Genomic DNA, 15740 nt, shown 5'->3' with positions numbered 1-15740 from the left:
GTCAGCCCTGGCTCGGCCGCGCGTCCGGCACCGGGACGCTCGCCACGATGCCGTCGAGGATCGCCCCGGTCGACCGGCCGCTCATCGCCGCCTCGACGCTGGGCAGGAGCCGGTGCGCCAGCACGGGCTTGGTCAGGCTGAGCACGTCGTCGGGCAGGACGTAGTCGCGTCCGTGCATGGCGGCGTACGCCTTGGCCGCGCGGACCAGGTGCAGGGTGGCACGCGGGGACGCGCCCAGCGTCAGGTCGTCCGTACGCCGGGTGGCCGCCGCGAGCGCGACGACGTAGCGCTGCACCGCTTCGGAGACGTGCACCTGGCCGACGATCGCGGTGAGCTTGCGGATCTCGGCGGCGTCGGTCACCGCCTCCAGGTCGTCGAGCGGGTTGGCGCTGGTGTGGCTCGCGATCATCGCGATCTCGGCGGCCTCGACGGGGTAGCCGACCGAGACCCGGCACATGAACCGGTCGCGCTGGGCCTCGGGCAGGGCGTAGGTGCCCTCCATCTCGACCGGGTTCTGGGTCGCGATCACCATGAACGGCGTCTCGAGCGTGTACGTCGTGTTGTCGACGGTGACCTGGCGCTCCTCCATGCACTCCAGCAGCGCCGACTGCGTCTTGGGGGAGGCGCGGTTGATCTCGTCCCCGACCACGATGTTGGCGAACACCCCGCCGGGGCGGAACTCGAACTGCCGGGTGTCCTGGTTGAACACCGAGACCCCCGTGACGTCCGAGGGCAGCAGGTCGGGGGTGAACTGGATCCGGCGTACCGTCGAGTCGATGCTGCGCGCGAGCGCCTTGCTGAGCATCGTCTTGCCGACGCCCGGCACGTCCTCGATGAGCAGGTGCCCCTCGGCGAGCAGGACGACGAGCGCGGAGCTCACCACGTCGGGCTTGCCCTCGATGACCCTCTCGATGTTGCCCCGGATCCGGCCGACCACGCGGGCCAGCGTCTCCAGGTCGGCTCCTCCACTCGGAGTGTCCACGTGCGGTCCTTCCCCGTCGGTCCCCACCTCGGTTCTCCAACCGTAGGACGTTCGCGCAACTTACGCGGTACGGCGCCGGCGCGCGGGTGAACGCCCGACAGGTGGCGCGCCTCGTCGTCGTCCCCCACCCGCGCTCCACCTGAGCCCCGGTTTCCCCCACCACGCCCCACCGGGGCTGCGCCGCGCGGCGCCGTACGCGGCTGACCTGCACGGATGCGTGAGGGCGGGGGAGGGAGCGAGCGAGCCGCGGCCGGCGACATTCGCCCGAATCAGGCGCGCGGACACGCTCAATGTGGTTGACGGTGGGGAGTTGTGGGGTAATGTGGAGCGAAGTGGGGGAATAGGGAGTGGAGGTGCCGCCATGTTCTTCATGGGCACCTACACGCCGAAGCTCGATGACAAGGGCCGTCTCTTCCTCCCGGCGAAGTTCAGGGACCGACTCGCGGAGGGGATCGTGGTGACGCAAGGTCAGGAGAACTGCCTGGTCGTGTGGCCCACGGACGTCTTCATGGAGGAGGCCAACCGGGCACGGGCCACGCCGATGACCGTGAAGAGCGCGCGTGAGTACGCGCGAGTCCTCTTCGCGGGCGCCGACGAGGGCGCGCTCGACAAGCAGGGCCGGATCGGCATCCCCGCGAACCTGCGGGACTACGCCGGTCTCGACAAGGACGTCGTCGTCATCGGCGTCATGGACCGGATCGAGATCTGGGACCCCGCCCGCTGGCGGGAGTACTCCACCGGTGCCCAGCAGAAGTTCGCCGAGCTCGACGAGGAGCCGAGCAGCAACTAGCTCCACCACCGCAGCACCGACACAGCAGCACAACGGACGCGCAGGGCCAGGTCTCGTGCCCGCTCTCTCACCGCCAGCTGGGATCACTTCCCCGGTTCCAGACGGCGACTTCCCCGGGAGAGCGGGCAGGGACCTGGCCCTGCGGATTCGTTTCCAGACAGCGTCACCAGTGGTTCACGGGAGGGGTCGAGATGAGCAGCACGCCAGTGGACGACGTCCGGCGGGTGCGCCACCAGGCGCGCGACGCCGTCGTGCTGATGACCTTCTCCGCGTTCGTGTCGGTCGGAGCCGCCCTCGCCGTCGTCGTCCTGACCCACCTCGGACACTGAGCGGGCACGGAGCATGACGCGTCCCCAGCACGTCCCGGTCCTGCTGGACCGGGTCGTCGCCCTCCTCGAGCCGGCCCTGGGCCGGGAGGGTGCCGTCCTCGTCGACTGCACGCTCGGCCTCGGAGGTCACAGCGAGGCGGTCCTGGAGCGGATCCCGACCGCCCGCGTCATCGGCGTCGACCGCGACCCGGCCGCCCTCGAGCTGGCGGGCGCCCGCCTCGCGCCGTACGGCGACCGGTTCACCGGCGTGCACGCGGTGTACGACGAGCTGGCCGACGTGGTCGCCGGCCAGGGCCTGGACCACGTGGACGCCGTCCTGTTCGACCTCGGCGTCTCCTCGATGCAGCTCGACGTCCGCGAGCGCGGGTTCGCGTACGCCGAGGACGCGCCGCTCGACATGCGGATGGACGGCACGACCGGCCCGACCGCCGCCGACGTGCTCAACTCCTACTCCGCGGCCGAGCTGACCCGCGTGCTGCGCGACTACGGCGAGGAGAAGTTCGCCCGCAAGATCGCCGCCGCCGTGGTCCGCGAGCGCGAGGTCCGGCCGTTCACCACCTCCGGCCGCCTGGTCGAGCTGCTGTACGCCGAGATCCCCGCGCCGGCCCGTCGTACCGGCGGACACCCGGCGAAGCGCACCTTCCAGGCGCTGCGGATGGAGGTCAACGACGAGCTGGCCGTGCTCCGGCGGGCCATGCCCGCCGCGATCGTGGCCATCGGGGTCGGGGGCCGGGTGGTGGTGGAGTCGTACCACTCCCTGGAGGACCGGCTGGTCAAGCAGGCGTTCTCCGCCGTGACCCGCTCCGAGGTCCCGCCCGACCTGCCCTTCGTGCCCGAGGGCAGCGAACCCGCGCTGCGGCTGGTCACCCGCGGGGCCGAGAAGGCCGACGCCACCGAGACAGAGCAGAACCCCCGAGCCGCCTCCGTGCGGCTGCGGGCCGTCGAACGAGTCCGTCCCTCTTCCCCGGGAGCCACGTCATGAGCAGTGCACCATGAGCAGCCCAGCCACCCAGCTGCGGTCCCGCGTCCCGCGGATCGCCGGCGCCGCCGTCGAGCGCGCCCGCCTGACCGTCGTCCCGCGCACCCGCGCGGTGCGCGCCGCCCGCGTGCCGTTCGTGCTGTTCGTCAGCCTGATCCTGCTGCTCGGCGTGGTGGGCCTGCTGATGTTCAACACCTCGATGCAGCAGGCGTCGTTCACCATGGGCACCTACCAGGAGCGCGCGACCAGCCTGGCCGCGCGCGAGGAGCAGCTGACGGCCGAGCTGGAGGACCTGCGCGACCCCGAGAAGCTCGGCCGCAAGGCGCAGCGCGAGGGCATGGTCCTGCCGACCTGCACGGGCTACCTGCACCAGGACTCGGGCCTGGTCACCGGCGAGCTCTGCGCGGCGGAGCAGGGCACGAACCTCCGGCTGGGCGACCGGGTGCCGCCGGTGCCGAAGGCGGTCGACCCCGACCCCATCGTCGTCCGCGTCCCCTCGACGGACCCGGGCGTGTCCTCCACCGCCGCGGACGCCGCGGGGGATAAGCAGAGGGAGCGCACGTCCGGGAACCGCCGACACTGATGGGCCGAGGGAGCAACGTGAGTCGAGACCGCCAGCCGGCCCCCGGCCGGGGGAGCCTGCGGGGCTCTCCCCAGGTGCGCCTGCGGATCGGGTTCATCCTGATCGCCATGGTGCTCTCGGCCTTCGGTGCCCGCCTGGTGCAGCTGCAGGGGCTGGACCCGAACGGGTACGCCGCCATGGCGGCCGCCGAGGGGCTGACCGAGGTCGTGCTGCCGGCCGAGCGGGGCGACATCCTCGACCGCAACGGCGAGCCCCTCGCCGACTCCGTCGACGGCGCGATGGTGGTCGCCGATCCCTCGCTCACCACCGAGAAGGCGCCGGCCCTCGCGAAGTTCCTGGCCACGCGCCTCGACGTCGACTACTTCACGATCCTCCCGCGCCTGCGCGAGAAGGGCAGCCGCTACGAGTACATCGCCCGGCAGATCCCGGCCGCCCAGGCCACCGCGGTCGTCGAGGCCGCCAAGGAGGAGGACTTCGACGGCCTCTGGACCGAGCGCGACCCGGTGCGCCAGTACCCCGCGGACGACGTGGCGGCCAACCTGATCGGCTTCCTCGGCACCCCGGACCCGACCAAGGGCGAGCAGCCGCTGGCCGGCATGGAGCTCGCGTTCGACAAGATCCTCTCCGGCACCGACGGCGAGGCGACGTACCAGCGCGGCGCCGGCAACAAGATCCCGCTCGGCGACAACACCACCGTGCCGGCGGTCGACGGGCAGGACATCACCACCACGATCGACCGCGACCTGCAGTGGTACACCCAGCGGGTGCTGCGCCAGACCGTGGAGTCGGCGGGCGGCTCCTCCGGCTACGCGATCGTGATGGACTCCCGGACCGGCGAGCTCCTGACGGTGGCCGACTACCCGACCTTCAACGCCAACAAGCCGGCCGACTCGCCCCGGTCGAACCGGATCTCCCGGGCGCTGAGCGACCCGTACGAGCCCGGCTCGGTGGGCAAGGTCCTGTCCATCGGGGCGCTGCTCGACACCGGCCGGGTGGGTCCGCGGCTGCGGATGACCGTGCCGGGCCAGCTGCAGCGCCAGGACCGGCCGATCGGCGACTGGTTCGACCACGGCACCATCCGGCTCACCCTGGCCGGCGTGCTGGCGAAGTCCTCCAACATCGGCACCGTGCTCGCCACCGACCAGTTCGAGGACGGCGAGCTGCGCTCGTACCTGGAGCGCTTCGGGCTGGGCGCCAAGACGGGGATCGGCGTGCTCGGCGAGACCGGGGGCATCCTGCCCGGACCGGGCGCCTGGACCAGCCAGGCCGAGGACCGGATCAGCTTCGGCCAGTCCGTCTCCGTGAACGCCGTGCAGATGGCGGCGGCCGTCAACACCATCGCGAACGGCGGCGTCCGGGTCGACCCCGAGATGGTCAAGGGCTCGGCGACGATGGCGGACGGGACCGTGGTCGGCACCGACACGACCACCAAGGAGCGCGTGATCAGCGAGCGCGCCGCCGACCAGATGGCGCGGATGATGGAGCGGGTCATCGACCCCGACGCCGGAGTCGCCCCCGGGGCGGCCGTGCCCGGCTACCGCGTCGCGGGCAAGACCGGCACCGCGCAGCGCGTCGGCGACGAGTGCGCCTGCTACGACGGCTCCACGACCGTCTCCTTCGCCGGGTTCGCCCCGGCCGACGACCCGCAGTTCACGGTCTACGTCGTGGTCCAGCAGCCCCGCAAGGGCAGCGGCGGCGGCTCGGTCGCGGGTCCCGCGTTCGCCAAGATCATGGGCTACGCCCTGCGCCAGTACGGCGTGGCGCCCACCGGGGCCGCACCGTCCACGCTCCCCGTCGAGTGGTGACCGGGTCCGCTCCCGGGCCGGATAGCCTCGTGCGGTCATGACCGACCCCCTCCTGCCACGCCCCCTGCACCCACCCCGCACCTCGACGACCGCCCTGGCCGCCTTCCTGGGCGTGCCCGCCCCCGCGGCCGAGGCGGTCGTGACGGGGGTGTCGCTGAGCTCCCAGCGGATCAGCCCCGGTGACCTGTACGCCGCCCTGCCGGGCGCGCGCGCCCACGGGATCGACTTCGCGGACCAGGCGGTCGCCGCCGGCGCGGTCGCGGTGCTGACCGATCCGGCGGGCGCGGACCGGGCACCGGCCGGCGTACCCCTGCTGGTGGTGGAGCGGCCGCGCAGCGTGCTCGGGCGGCTGAGCGCGGAGGTCTACGGCAACCCCGCGGAGCGGCTGCGGATGATCGGCGTGACCGGGACCCAGGGCAAGACCACGACGACCCGGCTCGCCGAGGGCGGCCTGGCGGCGGCGGGCGTCACGGTCGGCGTGATCGGCACGCTCGGGACCCGGATCGCCGGGACCGAGGTGAAGACCGCCTTGACGACCCCCGAGGCGCCCGACCTGCACGCGCTGTTCGCGCTGATGCTCGAGCGCGGCGTCGAGGCCTGCCTGATGGAGGTGTCGAGCCACGCCCTCGTGCTCGGCCGCGTCGACGGCGTCGTCTTCGACGTCGCGGTGTTCCTCAACCTCGGCCGCGACCACCTCGACTTCCACGAGACGGTCGAGGACTACTACGCGGCGAAGGCCTCGCTGTTCACGCCCGAGCGCGCCCGGCGCGCCCTGGTGAACGTCGACGACGAGCACGGCCGGCGGCTGGTGGGGGAGACGCCCCTGCCCGTGGCGACCTTCTCCGCGACCGGTGCCGCGGCCGACTGGCGGGCGACCGACGTGGTCGCGCGCCCCAGCGGCTCGGACTTCGGCGTCCGGGCACCCGACGGGCGGGTGCCCGACGGTGGCGTACCGCTCGCGGGGGCGTTCAACGTCGCCAACGCGCTGGCGGCCGTCGCAGCGGCGGGCGAGGCAGGACTCGACGCCGGCGCCGTCGCCACCGGCATCGCCGGTCTGCCCGGGGTGCCGGGGCGCCTCGAGCGGGTCGACGCGGGCCAGGACTTCGAGGTCGTGGTCGACTACGCGCACAAGCCCGACGCGGTCGAGGCCGCGATCCGCACGCTGCGCCCGCTGACCGAGGGCCGGGTGATCGTGGTCCTGGGCGCCGGTGGCGACCGGGACCCGGGCAAGCGGCCGATCATGGCCGAGATCGCGGCCCGGCTCGCCGACGTGCTGGTGGTCACCGACGACAACCCGCGCACCGAGGACCCCGCCGCGATCCGGGCGGCGATGCTGGCGGGCACCCGGGACGCGGTCGCGGAGGTGCTCGAGGTCGGCGAGCGTCGTACCGCCATCGCCGAGGCGCTGGCCCGGGCGCGCGCCGGCGACATCGTGCTGGTGGCGGGCAAGGGCCACGAGACCGGGCAGGAGGTGCGCGGCGTCGTCCACCCGTTCGACGACCGCGTGGTGGTGCGCGAGGAGCTCGCGCGCATGGGGAAGAATGCCGAGGCGGCACACACCACGATGAACGAGAGGCAGCGATGAGAGCGATCCTGGTCGGCGGGGGACTGGCCCTGCTGATCTCGTTGATCGGCACTCGCTTCGCGATCCGGCAGTTCACGCTGTGGGGCTACGGCCAGGAGATCCGCGACGACGGCCCGACGACGCACCACACCAAGCGCGGCACGCCGACCATGGGCGGCGTCGCGATCATCTTCGCCGCCGTGGCCGGCTACTTCGCCGCGAAGCTGTTCACGGGCACCATGCCGACCGCGTCGGCGATGCTGCTGCTCTTCCTGTTCGTCGGCACCGGCCTGGTCGGCTTCCTCGACGACTTCATCAAGATCTACAAGCAGCGCAGCCTCGGTCTGCGCAGCAAGGCCAAGATGATCGGCCTCTCGGTCGTGGCGCTGACCTTCGGCATCCTGGCGATCTCGCCGGCGCTGGAGGACGACCGGGGGCAGACCCCGGCGTCGCAGCACCTCTCGTTCATCCGCGACATCGAGGGCTGGACCATCCCGGCGGTCCTGGTCGTGCTGCTGATCTGGTTCATCGTCGCGGGGACGACCAACGGGGTGAACCTCACCGACGGCCTCGACGGCCTGGCGGCGGGCGCCAGCGTGATGGTCTTCGGCGCCTACACGTTCGTGAACATCTGGCAGAACAACCAGTGGTGCGGCCAGTCCGACATCACCTACGGCAAGTGCTACGAGGTCCGCGACCCCCTCGACCTCGCCATCGTCGCGGCGGCGATCACGGGGGCGTGCTTCGGCTTCCTGTGGTGGAACGCCTCGCCGGCGCAGATCTTCATGGGCGACACCGGCTCGCTGGCCCTCGGTGGCGCGCTCGCCGGTCTGGCGATCCTCACCCGCACCGAGATGCTGCTGGTGATCCTCGGCGGCCTGTTCGTGGTCGAGACGCTGTCGGTGATGTTGCAGGTCACCTGGTTCAAGACGACCAAGCGGTTCACCGGGACCGGTCGGCGGATCTTCCGGATCGCGCCGATCCACCACCACTTCGAGATGCTCGGCTGGGAGCAGGTGACCGTGGTGATCCGGTTCTGGATCATCACCGGCCTGTGCGTCGCCGCGGGCCTCGGCATCTTCTACGCCGAGTGGGTCGCCGGCACATGACGGACCCGGCCGCTCTCGGACGGCACGACTCCTGGACGGGCGTCCGCGCGGTGGTGGCGGGCTTCGGCGCCGCCGGCTTCGCGGCCGCCGACAACCTGCTCCACCTCGGGGCGACGGTGACCGCGCTCGACGAGACGGCGGAGGGGCGCGAGGACCAGGCCGAGCTGCTCGAGGTCCTCGGCGCGACGATCCGGCGCGGCACCGGGGCGACCGCCAACCTGCCGGACGATGCCGACCTCGTCGTCGTCTCGCCCGGCTGGGAGGAGTCGCCGCTCGTGTGGGCCGCCCGCGAGCGTGGACTCCCGACCTGGGGCGAGGTCGAGCTGGCCTGGCGGCTCCGGGACCCGGCCCACCCGGCGCCGTGGCTGTGCGTCACGGGCGCGCGCGACCCGGGCCGGGCGGTGGCCATGCTGGCGGCGGTCCTGCGCGCCGAGGGGCGTCGTACCGTCGCCGCCGGACCGGGCGGCCTGCCCCTCGTCGAGGTGGTCATGGACCCCGAGCCGTACGACGTCCTCGCGGTCGGCCTGAGCGCCGAGCAGCTGACCGGCGCCGGTCCGATGGCCGCCGAGTCGGCCGCCGTGCTCGACGTCGCCGACGGGATCGGTCGCGTCTACGAGCAGGTCGAGCGGGCGTGCGTCTACCCGCTCGCCGACCCGGCGACCGAGGACCTGGTCCGCGAGGCCGACGTGGTCGAGGGTGCCCGGGCGATCGCCGTGACGCTCGGCACGCCCGGCGTCGGGATGCTGGGCGTAGTCGAGGACTTGCTCGTCGACCGGGCCTTCATCGCCGAGCGCGACACCAGCGCCGCCGAGCTCTGCTCGCTCACCGACCTCCCCGACACCGCCCCGGAGGTGGTCCACGACGCCCTCGTGGCCGCCGCGCTCGCCCGCGCGCACGGGGTCGGGCAGGCCGCGGTCCGCGACGGGCTGCGCGCCTTCTCCGCCTGAGGTCCGCCCTTTCGCGACACGCTCCCGATGTGCCGGGCATCGAGCGGGGCGACGGTGAAAATGACCTGGTGACCGCCACCGTCGAAGCCCCGAGTGCGGCGGCCCGACGGTCCCGGACCCGGCTCCGCTGGCTGTCGGCCGGCCGCGAGGCGCTGGAGCGCCCGCTCACGACGTACTACCTGCTGCTCGGGTCCTCGGCGCTGCTGCTCACCATCGGTCTGATCATGGTGCTCAGCTCCTCCAGCGTGTACTCCTACCGGACCTTCGGCGACTCCTACGCGGTGGTGACGCGCCAGCTGATGTGGGTCGTGATCGGGGTGCCGGCCGCCTGGCTGGCCAGCCGGCTCCCGCACCGGTGGATCCGGCAGCTGAGCTATCCCGCCTTCTCGATCTCGCTGGTGCTGCTCCTGCTCACCGCCTTCTTCGGCGTGGAGCGCAACGGCAACCAGAACTGGCTCGGGGTCGGGTCCCTGGTGATCCAGCCGTCCGAGATCGCCAAGCTGTCGCTGGTCGTCTGGGCCGCCCACATCTACGCCAACAAGGAGCGTCGCCTCGGCAACCTCCACCAGGTCATCGTGCCCGTGGTGCCCGGGATGCTGCTCGCCACCGGGCTCGTCCTCGTCGGCCGCGACCTCGGTACGGCGCTGGTCCTGGTCGCGATCCTGATCGGGATGCTCTTCATCGTCGGCGCGCCCCGGCGCTTCTTCACCATCTGCCTGCTGCTGATGAGCGCCGTCGTGCTCGCCCTGGCCGCCACCGACCAGGAGCGGCTCGGTCGGATCGTCGGGTTCACCGACCCGTTCCGCGACTTCAACCACACCGGCTGGCAGCCCGCCCACGGGCTCTACGCCCTGTCCTCCGGCGGGATCTTCGGCGAGGGGATCGGCGCCAGCCGGCAGAAGTGGGGCACCCTGCCCGAGGCGCACACCGACTACATCTTCGCCGTGCTCGGCGAGGAGCTGGGTCTGGTCGGGACGCTGCTGGTGGTGCTGCTCTTCCTCGCCATCGCGTACGCCGCGCTGCGGGTCGCCCGCGAGACCGCCGACCCGTTCGTCCGCTACGCCTCCTTCGGCATCGTGGTCTGGCTGCTCGGCCAGATGATCATCAACGTCGGCATGGTGCTCGCGCTGCTGCCCGTCATCGGTATCCCGCTGCCCCTGATCTCGTACGGCGGCTCCGCGCTGCTGCCCTCGCTGGTCGCCCTCGGCCTGCTCGTCGGCTTCGCCCGGCGCGAGCCCGGGGCGGCGCGGGCGCTGGCCCAGCGCCGCCGCGCCCGCTCCGCCGGTCTGTCCGCCGGCCGACCTACGTAGGGTCGTCCTCGATATGCGCGTTCTTCTCGCCGGCGGCGGTACCGCCGGCCACACCTCGCCCCTGCTCGCCACGGCCGACGCCCTGCGCCGGCTGGACCCGTCGGTCGAGATCACCTGTCTCGGCACGTCCCGCGGCCTGGAGACCACCGTCGTCCCCGCCGCCGGCTACCCGCTGGAGCTGATCCCGCCGGTGCCCCTGCCGCGGCGGCTCAACCGCGAGCTGCTCAGCGTGCCGACCCGGCTGCGCGCCGCACGCCGGGCCACCGACGAGGTCTTCGACCGGATCCGCCCCGACGTCGTGGTCGGCTACGGCGGCTACGTCTCGCTGCCGGCGTACCTCGCCGCGCGCCGCCGCAAGGTGCCGTACGTCGTCCACGAGGGCAACGCGGTCCCCGGCCTCGCCAACCGGGTCGGGGCCCGGTCCGCGGCGCGCGTCGCGACCAGCTTCCCCGACACCCCGATCCGCTCCGGCGAGTACGTCGGCCTGCCGATCCGCCGGATGATCTCCACCCTCGACCGCGCCGCGCTCCGCACCGAGGCCCGCGCGTTCTTCGGCCTCGACCCCGAGCTGCCGACGGTGCTGGTCACCGGCGGGTCTCAGGGGGCGCGTCGGCTCAGCCAGGCGGTGTCGGGTGCCGCGGCCGCCTTCGCCGCCGCCGGCGTCCAGGTGCTGCACGCCCAGGGCAAGCACGGGGGCGCCGAGCCCGGCTCGGGCGATCCGGACGTGCCGTACGTCGTCCTCGACTACATCGACCGGATGGACTACGCCTACGCGGCCGCGGACCTCGCGGTGTGCCGGTCCGGTGCCAACAGCGTGACGGAGGCGGCCGCGACCGGCCTGCCCGCCGTCTACGTGCCGCTGCCGATCGGCAACGGCGAGCAGGAGCTCAACGCCCGCCCGGTCGTCGACGCGGGCGGCGGCCTGCTCGTCGCCGACGCCGACGTCACCACCGACTGGGTGGCCGCGACGGTGCCGGCGCTGGCCACCGACCCCGACCGGCTGGGCGCCATGAGCGCGGCCGCGGCCGGCCTGATCCCGCGCGACGCCGACGAGAAGCTCGCGCGGATCGTGCTGGAGGCCGCGGCGGGGCCGGCCCGATGAGGGTCCCGGTGCCCGAGGAGGTGCTGCCGGCCGACCGGCTGGGCCGGGTGCACTTCGTGGGCATCGGCGGCGCCGGGCTCTCCGGCATCGCCCGGATCATGCTCGCCCGCGGGATCGCGGTCAGCGGCAGCGACGGCGTCGACTCGCCGACCCTCGACGCGCTCCGCGACGCGGGCGCCCGGGTGCACGTCGGGCACGACGCGAACCAGCTCGGCGATGCCGACACGCTGGTCGTGTCGACGGCGGTGCGCGAGGACAACCCGGAGTACCTCGAGGCGGTCCGCCGGGGCCTGCGGGTGCTGCCCCGGTCCACGGCGTTGGCGTCGGTGATGGCGGGCCGCCGGGTGGTCGCGGTGGCGGGCACCCACGGCAAGACCACCACCACCTCGCTGCTGACCGTCGCCCTCCAGGAGGCCGGCGCGGACCCGACGTACGCCATCGGCGGCGAGCTGGCCGCCACCGGGCGCAACGCGGCCGAGGGCAGCGGCGACCTCTTCGTCGCCGAGGCCGACGAGAGCGACGGCGCCTTCCTGCACTACGCGCCGTACGCCGCGATCGTCACCAACGTCGACGCCGACCACCTCGACCACTGGGGCACGCCCGAGGCGTACGCCGCCGCCTTCGACGAGTTCGCGGACACCCTCGACCCCGACGGCTTCCTGGTCTGCGTCGTCGACGACCCGGAGGCGGCCGCGCTCGCCGAGCGCCAACGGGCCGCCGGTCGCCGGGTCGTGGCCGTCTCGGCCGCGGAGCCCGGTGCGCTGGCCGGCGTGGAGCTGTGGTCGCCGGGCGAGCACTACCTCGCCGACGCGCTCGCGGCGCTGGCGGTCGGGCGGGAGCTCGGCTTCGCCGAGGCCGACCTGGTGCGGGGGCTGGCGTCGTACACCGGGACGAAGCGGCGGATGGAGCGCAAGGGCGAGGCGGCGGGGGTCCGGGTCTACGACAGCTACGCCCACCACCCGACCGAGATCGTCGGTGACCTGCAGGCGGGGCGCGCGCTCGCGGGGGAGGGGCGGCTGGTGGTCGCCTTCCAGCCGCACCTGGTCTCCCGCACCCGGATCTTCGGCACCGCGATGGGCGAGGCGCTCGGTGCGGCCGACGAGGTCGTCGTGCTCGACGTCTACCTCGCCCGGGAGGACGCCGACCCCGCCGTGACCGGCGCGCTGGTCGCGGACGCCGTACCCCTGCCGCGCGAGCGGGTCGCCTTCGTCCCCGGCGTCGAGGACGCCGCGCGCGAGCTGGCCGCCCGGGCCCGGCCGGGTGACCTGGTGCTGACCCTCGGCGCGGGCGACGTGACCCGCACCGGTCCGCGCGTCCTCGAGCTGCTCGAGCACCCCGAGGCCGCCGATGGCTGAGCGCGGATCGACCGACCCGGCGGACACCGCGGAGCGCACGCGGCGCCGGTTCGCACGCCGACAGTGGCGCCGCCGCTGGCTCGCGTGGCGCTACGTCGCGGCCATCGTGGTGCTGCTCGCCCTGGTCGGCGGGAGCGTGTACGCCCTCTACTTCTCGACCTGGCTCTCGGTGCAGGGGGTCTCGGTCGCCGGCACCAGCTCGATCTCCGACGACGCCGTCCGCGAGGCCGCCCGGGTGCCCGAGGGCGAACCGCTGGCCACCGTCGACCTGAACGCCGTCCGCTCACGGGTCGAGTCGTTGGCCGATATCCGCTCGGCCGACGTGACCCGGCAGTGGCCCGACCGGGTGCTGGTCCGGGTCGAGGAGCGCGTGCCGGTCGCCGTCGTCGAGATCGGCGGCCTGATCCGGGGGATGGACGACAGCGGGGTGCTCTTCCGCCGCTACCGCTCGGTGCCCGACGACCTGCCGCTGGTCAAGGCCGGGCCGGAGGCCGACGTCGCCACCCTGCGCGAGGCGGCCGTCGTGATCGCGGCACTCCCGCCGGACCTCGTCGGCGAGGTGATCCGGCTCGAGGGCGAGACCGTCGACGAGATCCGCCTGGTGCTGCGCGGCGACCGCGAGGTGATGTGGGGGAGCGCGGACGAGTCGGACCTGAAGGCCGAGGTGCTCGCGCGCCTGCTGGACCAACCGGCGGGCAGCTACGACGTGAGCGTGCCCTCGCGACCGGCGACGTCGGGGCAGGCAGACGCGGCGGATCGCTGATCCGCGCCGCGCACCGGCGTGTCTGCACGATCCGGGGCGCAGCCCTGCCTACTGTCGTGATCACGGCGAGGTTGACATAACTATAACCCTCAGGCTGAGGGTCAGAGTTGACCGACACGCCGGACCGACCTCAGCACGAGCAGACCGTCGTACACCCCCTCCGAAAGGCAGCCACCGTGGCAGCAGCACAGAACTACCTGGCCATCATCAAGGTCGTGGGCATCGGTGGCGGTGGCGTGAACGCCGTCAACCGGATGATCGACGTCGGCCTCAAGGGCGTCGAGTTCATCGCGATCAACACCGACGCGCAGGCGCTGCTCATGAGCGACGCCGACGTGAAGCTCGACATCGGCCGCGAGCTCACCCGGGGTCTGGGCGCCGGCGCGAACCCCGACGTGGGTGCGCGGGCCGCCGAGGACCACGCCGAGGAGATCGAGGAGGTGCTCAAGGGCGCCGACATGGTCTTCGTGACCGCGGGCGAGGGCGGCGGTACCGGCACCGGCGGCGCGCCCGTCGTGGCCAAGATCGCCCGCTCGCTCGGCGCGCTGACCATCGGCGTCGTCACCCGGCCGTTCGCCTTCGAGGGCCGGCGCCGGGCCAACTCCGCCGAGGAGGGCATCGCCGCGCTGCGCGACGAGGTCGACACCCTCATCGTCATCCCCAACGACCGGCTGCTCTCGATCAGCGACCGCAACGTCTCGGTGCTCGACGCCTTCAAGCAGGCCGACCAGGTGCTGCTCCAGGGTGTCTCGGGCATCACCGACCTGATCACCACGCCCGGCCTGATCAACCTCGACTTCGCGGACGTGAAGTCGGTGATGGCGAACGCCGGCTCGGCGCTGATGGGCATCGGCTCGGCGCGGGGCGAGGACCGCTCGGTCGCGGCGGCCGAGATGGCCGTGTCCAGCCCGCTGCTCGAGGCGAGCATCGACGGCGCCCACGGCGTGCTCCTCTCGATCGCCGGCGGCTCCGACCTCGGTCTGTTCGAGATCAACGAGGCCGCCGCGCTGGTCGCCCAGGCCGTGCACCCCGAGGCCAACATCATCTTCGGTGCCACCATCGACGACGCGCTCGGAGACGAGGTCCGTGTGACCGTCATCGCGGCGGGCTTCGACGGCGGCACGCCCAAGAAGCGCGACGAGGGCACCGTGCTGCGGCGCGAGCCGCGTCCGCAGCAGACCCAGGAGGAGACGCGCGAGCGCGCGGCGGTCGCCGCGGCCGCTGCGGCGACGACCCGCCCGGCGGAGGCCCAGCCGACCCAGGCGGCTCGCCCGACCACCCCCGCGCCGACCCAGCCGCCCAAGCCGGCCCCGCGCCAGGTCCAGTTCGACGACGACGACCTGGACGTCCCCGACTTCCTCAAGTGAGTCGCCCCGAGGAGGTCGCCGCCGGTCTCGCCTCGGTCCGGGGAAGGATCGAGAGGGCCTGCGCGGCGGCCGGCCGGGACGCCGAGGAGGTGACGCTGGTGGTCGTGACCAAGTTCTTCCCGGCCTCCGACGTCCGCCTGCTCGCGGACCTCGGCGTCCGGCACGTCGGCGAGAACCGGCACCAGGAGGCCGAGGCCAAGGCGGGCGAGTGCGCGGACCTGCCCCTGGTCTGGCACTTCATCGGCGGCCTGCAGAGCAACAAGGCGGCCGCCGTGGCGTCGTACGCCCAGGTGGTGGAGTCGGTCGACCGGCCCAAGCTCCTCGCCCCGCTCGCGCGCGGTGCCCACGAGGCCGACCGCCAGGTCGACGTGCTGCTCCAGGTCAGCCTGGACCCGCCGGGCCGCGAGGGGCGCGCGGGCGCCGACCCGTCCGACCTGCCCAGCCTCGCGACGGCGGTCGCGGAGGCCGACGGGTTGCGGCTGCGCGGACTGATGGCGGTCGCGCCGCTGGGGGAGGACCCCGCCGAGGCGTTCGCCCGGCTCGCCGGCGTACGCCGCGACCTGCTCGCCGAGCACCCGCGGGCCGACTGGCTCTCCGCGGGCATGAGCGGCGATCTCGAGCAGGCCATCCACGCCGGCGCGACACACGTGCGCGTCGGCTCCGCGGTCCTCGGTTCGAGGCCCACGGTCCAGTAATGTCCCGAACACCAGGAGTGTGCCCCGGTATCGGGGCGCCGAATTCGGAGGGCGAGAAGT

Annotated in this window: 15 protein-coding genes; 14 read left to right on the top strand and 1 reads right to left on the bottom strand. The window is 73.4% G+C overall.

What is annotated here, in order from left to right; translation table 11 throughout:
- Position 1: 1 nt before the first annotated feature.
- Positions 2–982 (bottom strand): MoxR family ATPase, encoded by a 981-nt coding sequence (locus VMF51_RS08925; RefSeq protein ID WP_325474065.1) that lies wholly within the window; start codon positions 980–982, stop codon positions 2–4.
- 361 nt (positions 983–1343) lie between these two features.
- On the opposite strand from VMF51_RS08925, the gene mraZ reads away from it, so the two are divergent.
- The 14 genes from mraZ (at position 1344) to VMF51_RS08855 (ending at position 15680) form a co-directional block, all read left to right on the top strand.
- A complete protein-coding gene (gene mraZ, locus VMF51_RS08920) occupies positions 1344–1772 on the top strand; it encodes a division/cell wall cluster transcriptional repressor MraZ (protein ID WP_325474064.1) in 429 nt (142 codons plus the stop codon).
- 191 nt (positions 1773–1963) lie between these two features.
- Entirely contained in the window at positions 1964–2101 is a 138-nt protein-coding gene (locus tag VMF51_RS08915; protein ID WP_325474063.1) for a hypothetical protein, read from the top strand.
- A 13-nt stretch (positions 2102–2114) separates the two neighbouring features.
- Positions 2115–3083, top strand: coding sequence for a 16S rRNA (cytosine(1402)-N(4))-methyltransferase RsmH (rsmH, locus tag VMF51_RS08910; RefSeq protein ID WP_325474062.1), 969 nt, complete (start codon positions 2115–2117; stop codon positions 3081–3083).
- A gap of 10 nt (positions 3084–3093) precedes the next feature.
- Positions 3094–3663 (top strand): hypothetical protein, encoded by a 570-nt coding sequence (locus VMF51_RS08905; protein WP_325474061.1) that lies wholly within the window; start codon positions 3094–3096, stop codon positions 3661–3663.
- Positions 3664–3680: 17 nt separating this feature from the next.
- Positions 3681–5468, top strand: coding sequence for a penicillin-binding protein 2 (locus VMF51_RS08900; protein WP_325474060.1), 1788 nt, complete (start codon positions 3681–3683; stop codon positions 5466–5468).
- A 37-nt stretch (positions 5469–5505) separates the two neighbouring features.
- Positions 5506–7053 carry a UDP-N-acetylmuramoyl-L-alanyl-D-glutamate--2,6-diaminopimelate ligase gene (locus VMF51_RS08895; protein WP_325474059.1) on the top strand — a complete coding sequence of 516 codons (1548 nt, stop codon included), beginning with the start codon at positions 5506–5508 and terminating at the stop codon, positions 7051–7053.
- A complete protein-coding gene (mraY, locus tag VMF51_RS08890; RefSeq protein WP_325474058.1) occupies positions 7050–8141 on the top strand; it encodes a phospho-N-acetylmuramoyl-pentapeptide-transferase in 1092 nt (363 codons plus the stop codon). Before VMF51_RS08895 ends, mraY begins: the two co-directional genes overlap by 4 nt.
- The gene (locus tag VMF51_RS08885; protein WP_325474057.1) at positions 8138–9088 is read left to right on the top strand and encodes a hypothetical protein; all 951 of its coding nucleotides are present in this window, start codon (positions 8138–8140) and stop codon (positions 9086–9088) included. The genes mraY and VMF51_RS08885 overlap by 4 nt, the downstream gene beginning before the upstream one ends.
- Positions 9089–9156: 68 nt before the next feature.
- Positions 9157–10398, top strand: coding sequence for a putative lipid II flippase FtsW (ftsW, locus tag VMF51_RS08880; RefSeq protein ID WP_325474056.1), 1242 nt, complete (start codon positions 9157–9159; stop codon positions 10396–10398).
- A 13-nt stretch (positions 10399–10411) separates the two neighbouring features.
- Positions 10412–11500: an undecaprenyldiphospho-muramoylpentapeptide beta-N-acetylglucosaminyltransferase gene (murG, locus tag VMF51_RS08875; RefSeq protein WP_325474055.1), complete on the top strand. Its 1089-nt coding sequence runs from the start codon at positions 10412–10414 to the stop codon at positions 11498–11500.
- On the top strand, positions 11497–12855 hold the full coding sequence (gene murC / locus VMF51_RS08870) for a UDP-N-acetylmuramate--L-alanine ligase (RefSeq protein WP_325474054.1): 1359 nt from the start codon (positions 11497–11499) through the stop codon (positions 12853–12855). Before murG ends, murC begins: the two co-directional genes overlap by 4 nt.
- The gene (locus VMF51_RS08865) at positions 12848–13618 is read left to right on the top strand and encodes a cell division protein FtsQ/DivIB (protein WP_325474053.1); all 771 of its coding nucleotides are present in this window, start codon (positions 12848–12850) and stop codon (positions 13616–13618) included. The genes murC and VMF51_RS08865 overlap by 8 nt, the downstream gene beginning before the upstream one ends.
- Before the next feature lie 176 nt (positions 13619–13794).
- The gene (ftsZ, locus tag VMF51_RS08860; RefSeq protein WP_325474052.1) at positions 13795–14985 is read left to right on the top strand and encodes a cell division protein FtsZ; all 1191 of its coding nucleotides are present in this window, start codon (positions 13795–13797) and stop codon (positions 14983–14985) included.
- A complete protein-coding gene (locus tag VMF51_RS08855; RefSeq protein WP_325474051.1) occupies positions 14982–15680 on the top strand; it encodes a YggS family pyridoxal phosphate-dependent enzyme in 699 nt (232 codons plus the stop codon). The genes ftsZ and VMF51_RS08855 overlap by 4 nt, the downstream gene beginning before the upstream one ends.
- Positions 15681–15740: the final 60 nt, after the last annotated feature.

This window comes from Nocardioides sp., assembly GCF_035503875.1.
Lineage (GTDB): Bacteria > Actinomycetota > Actinomycetes > Propionibacteriales > Nocardioidaceae > Nocardioides.
This window is presented reverse-complemented; position numbering and strand designations above follow the sequence as displayed.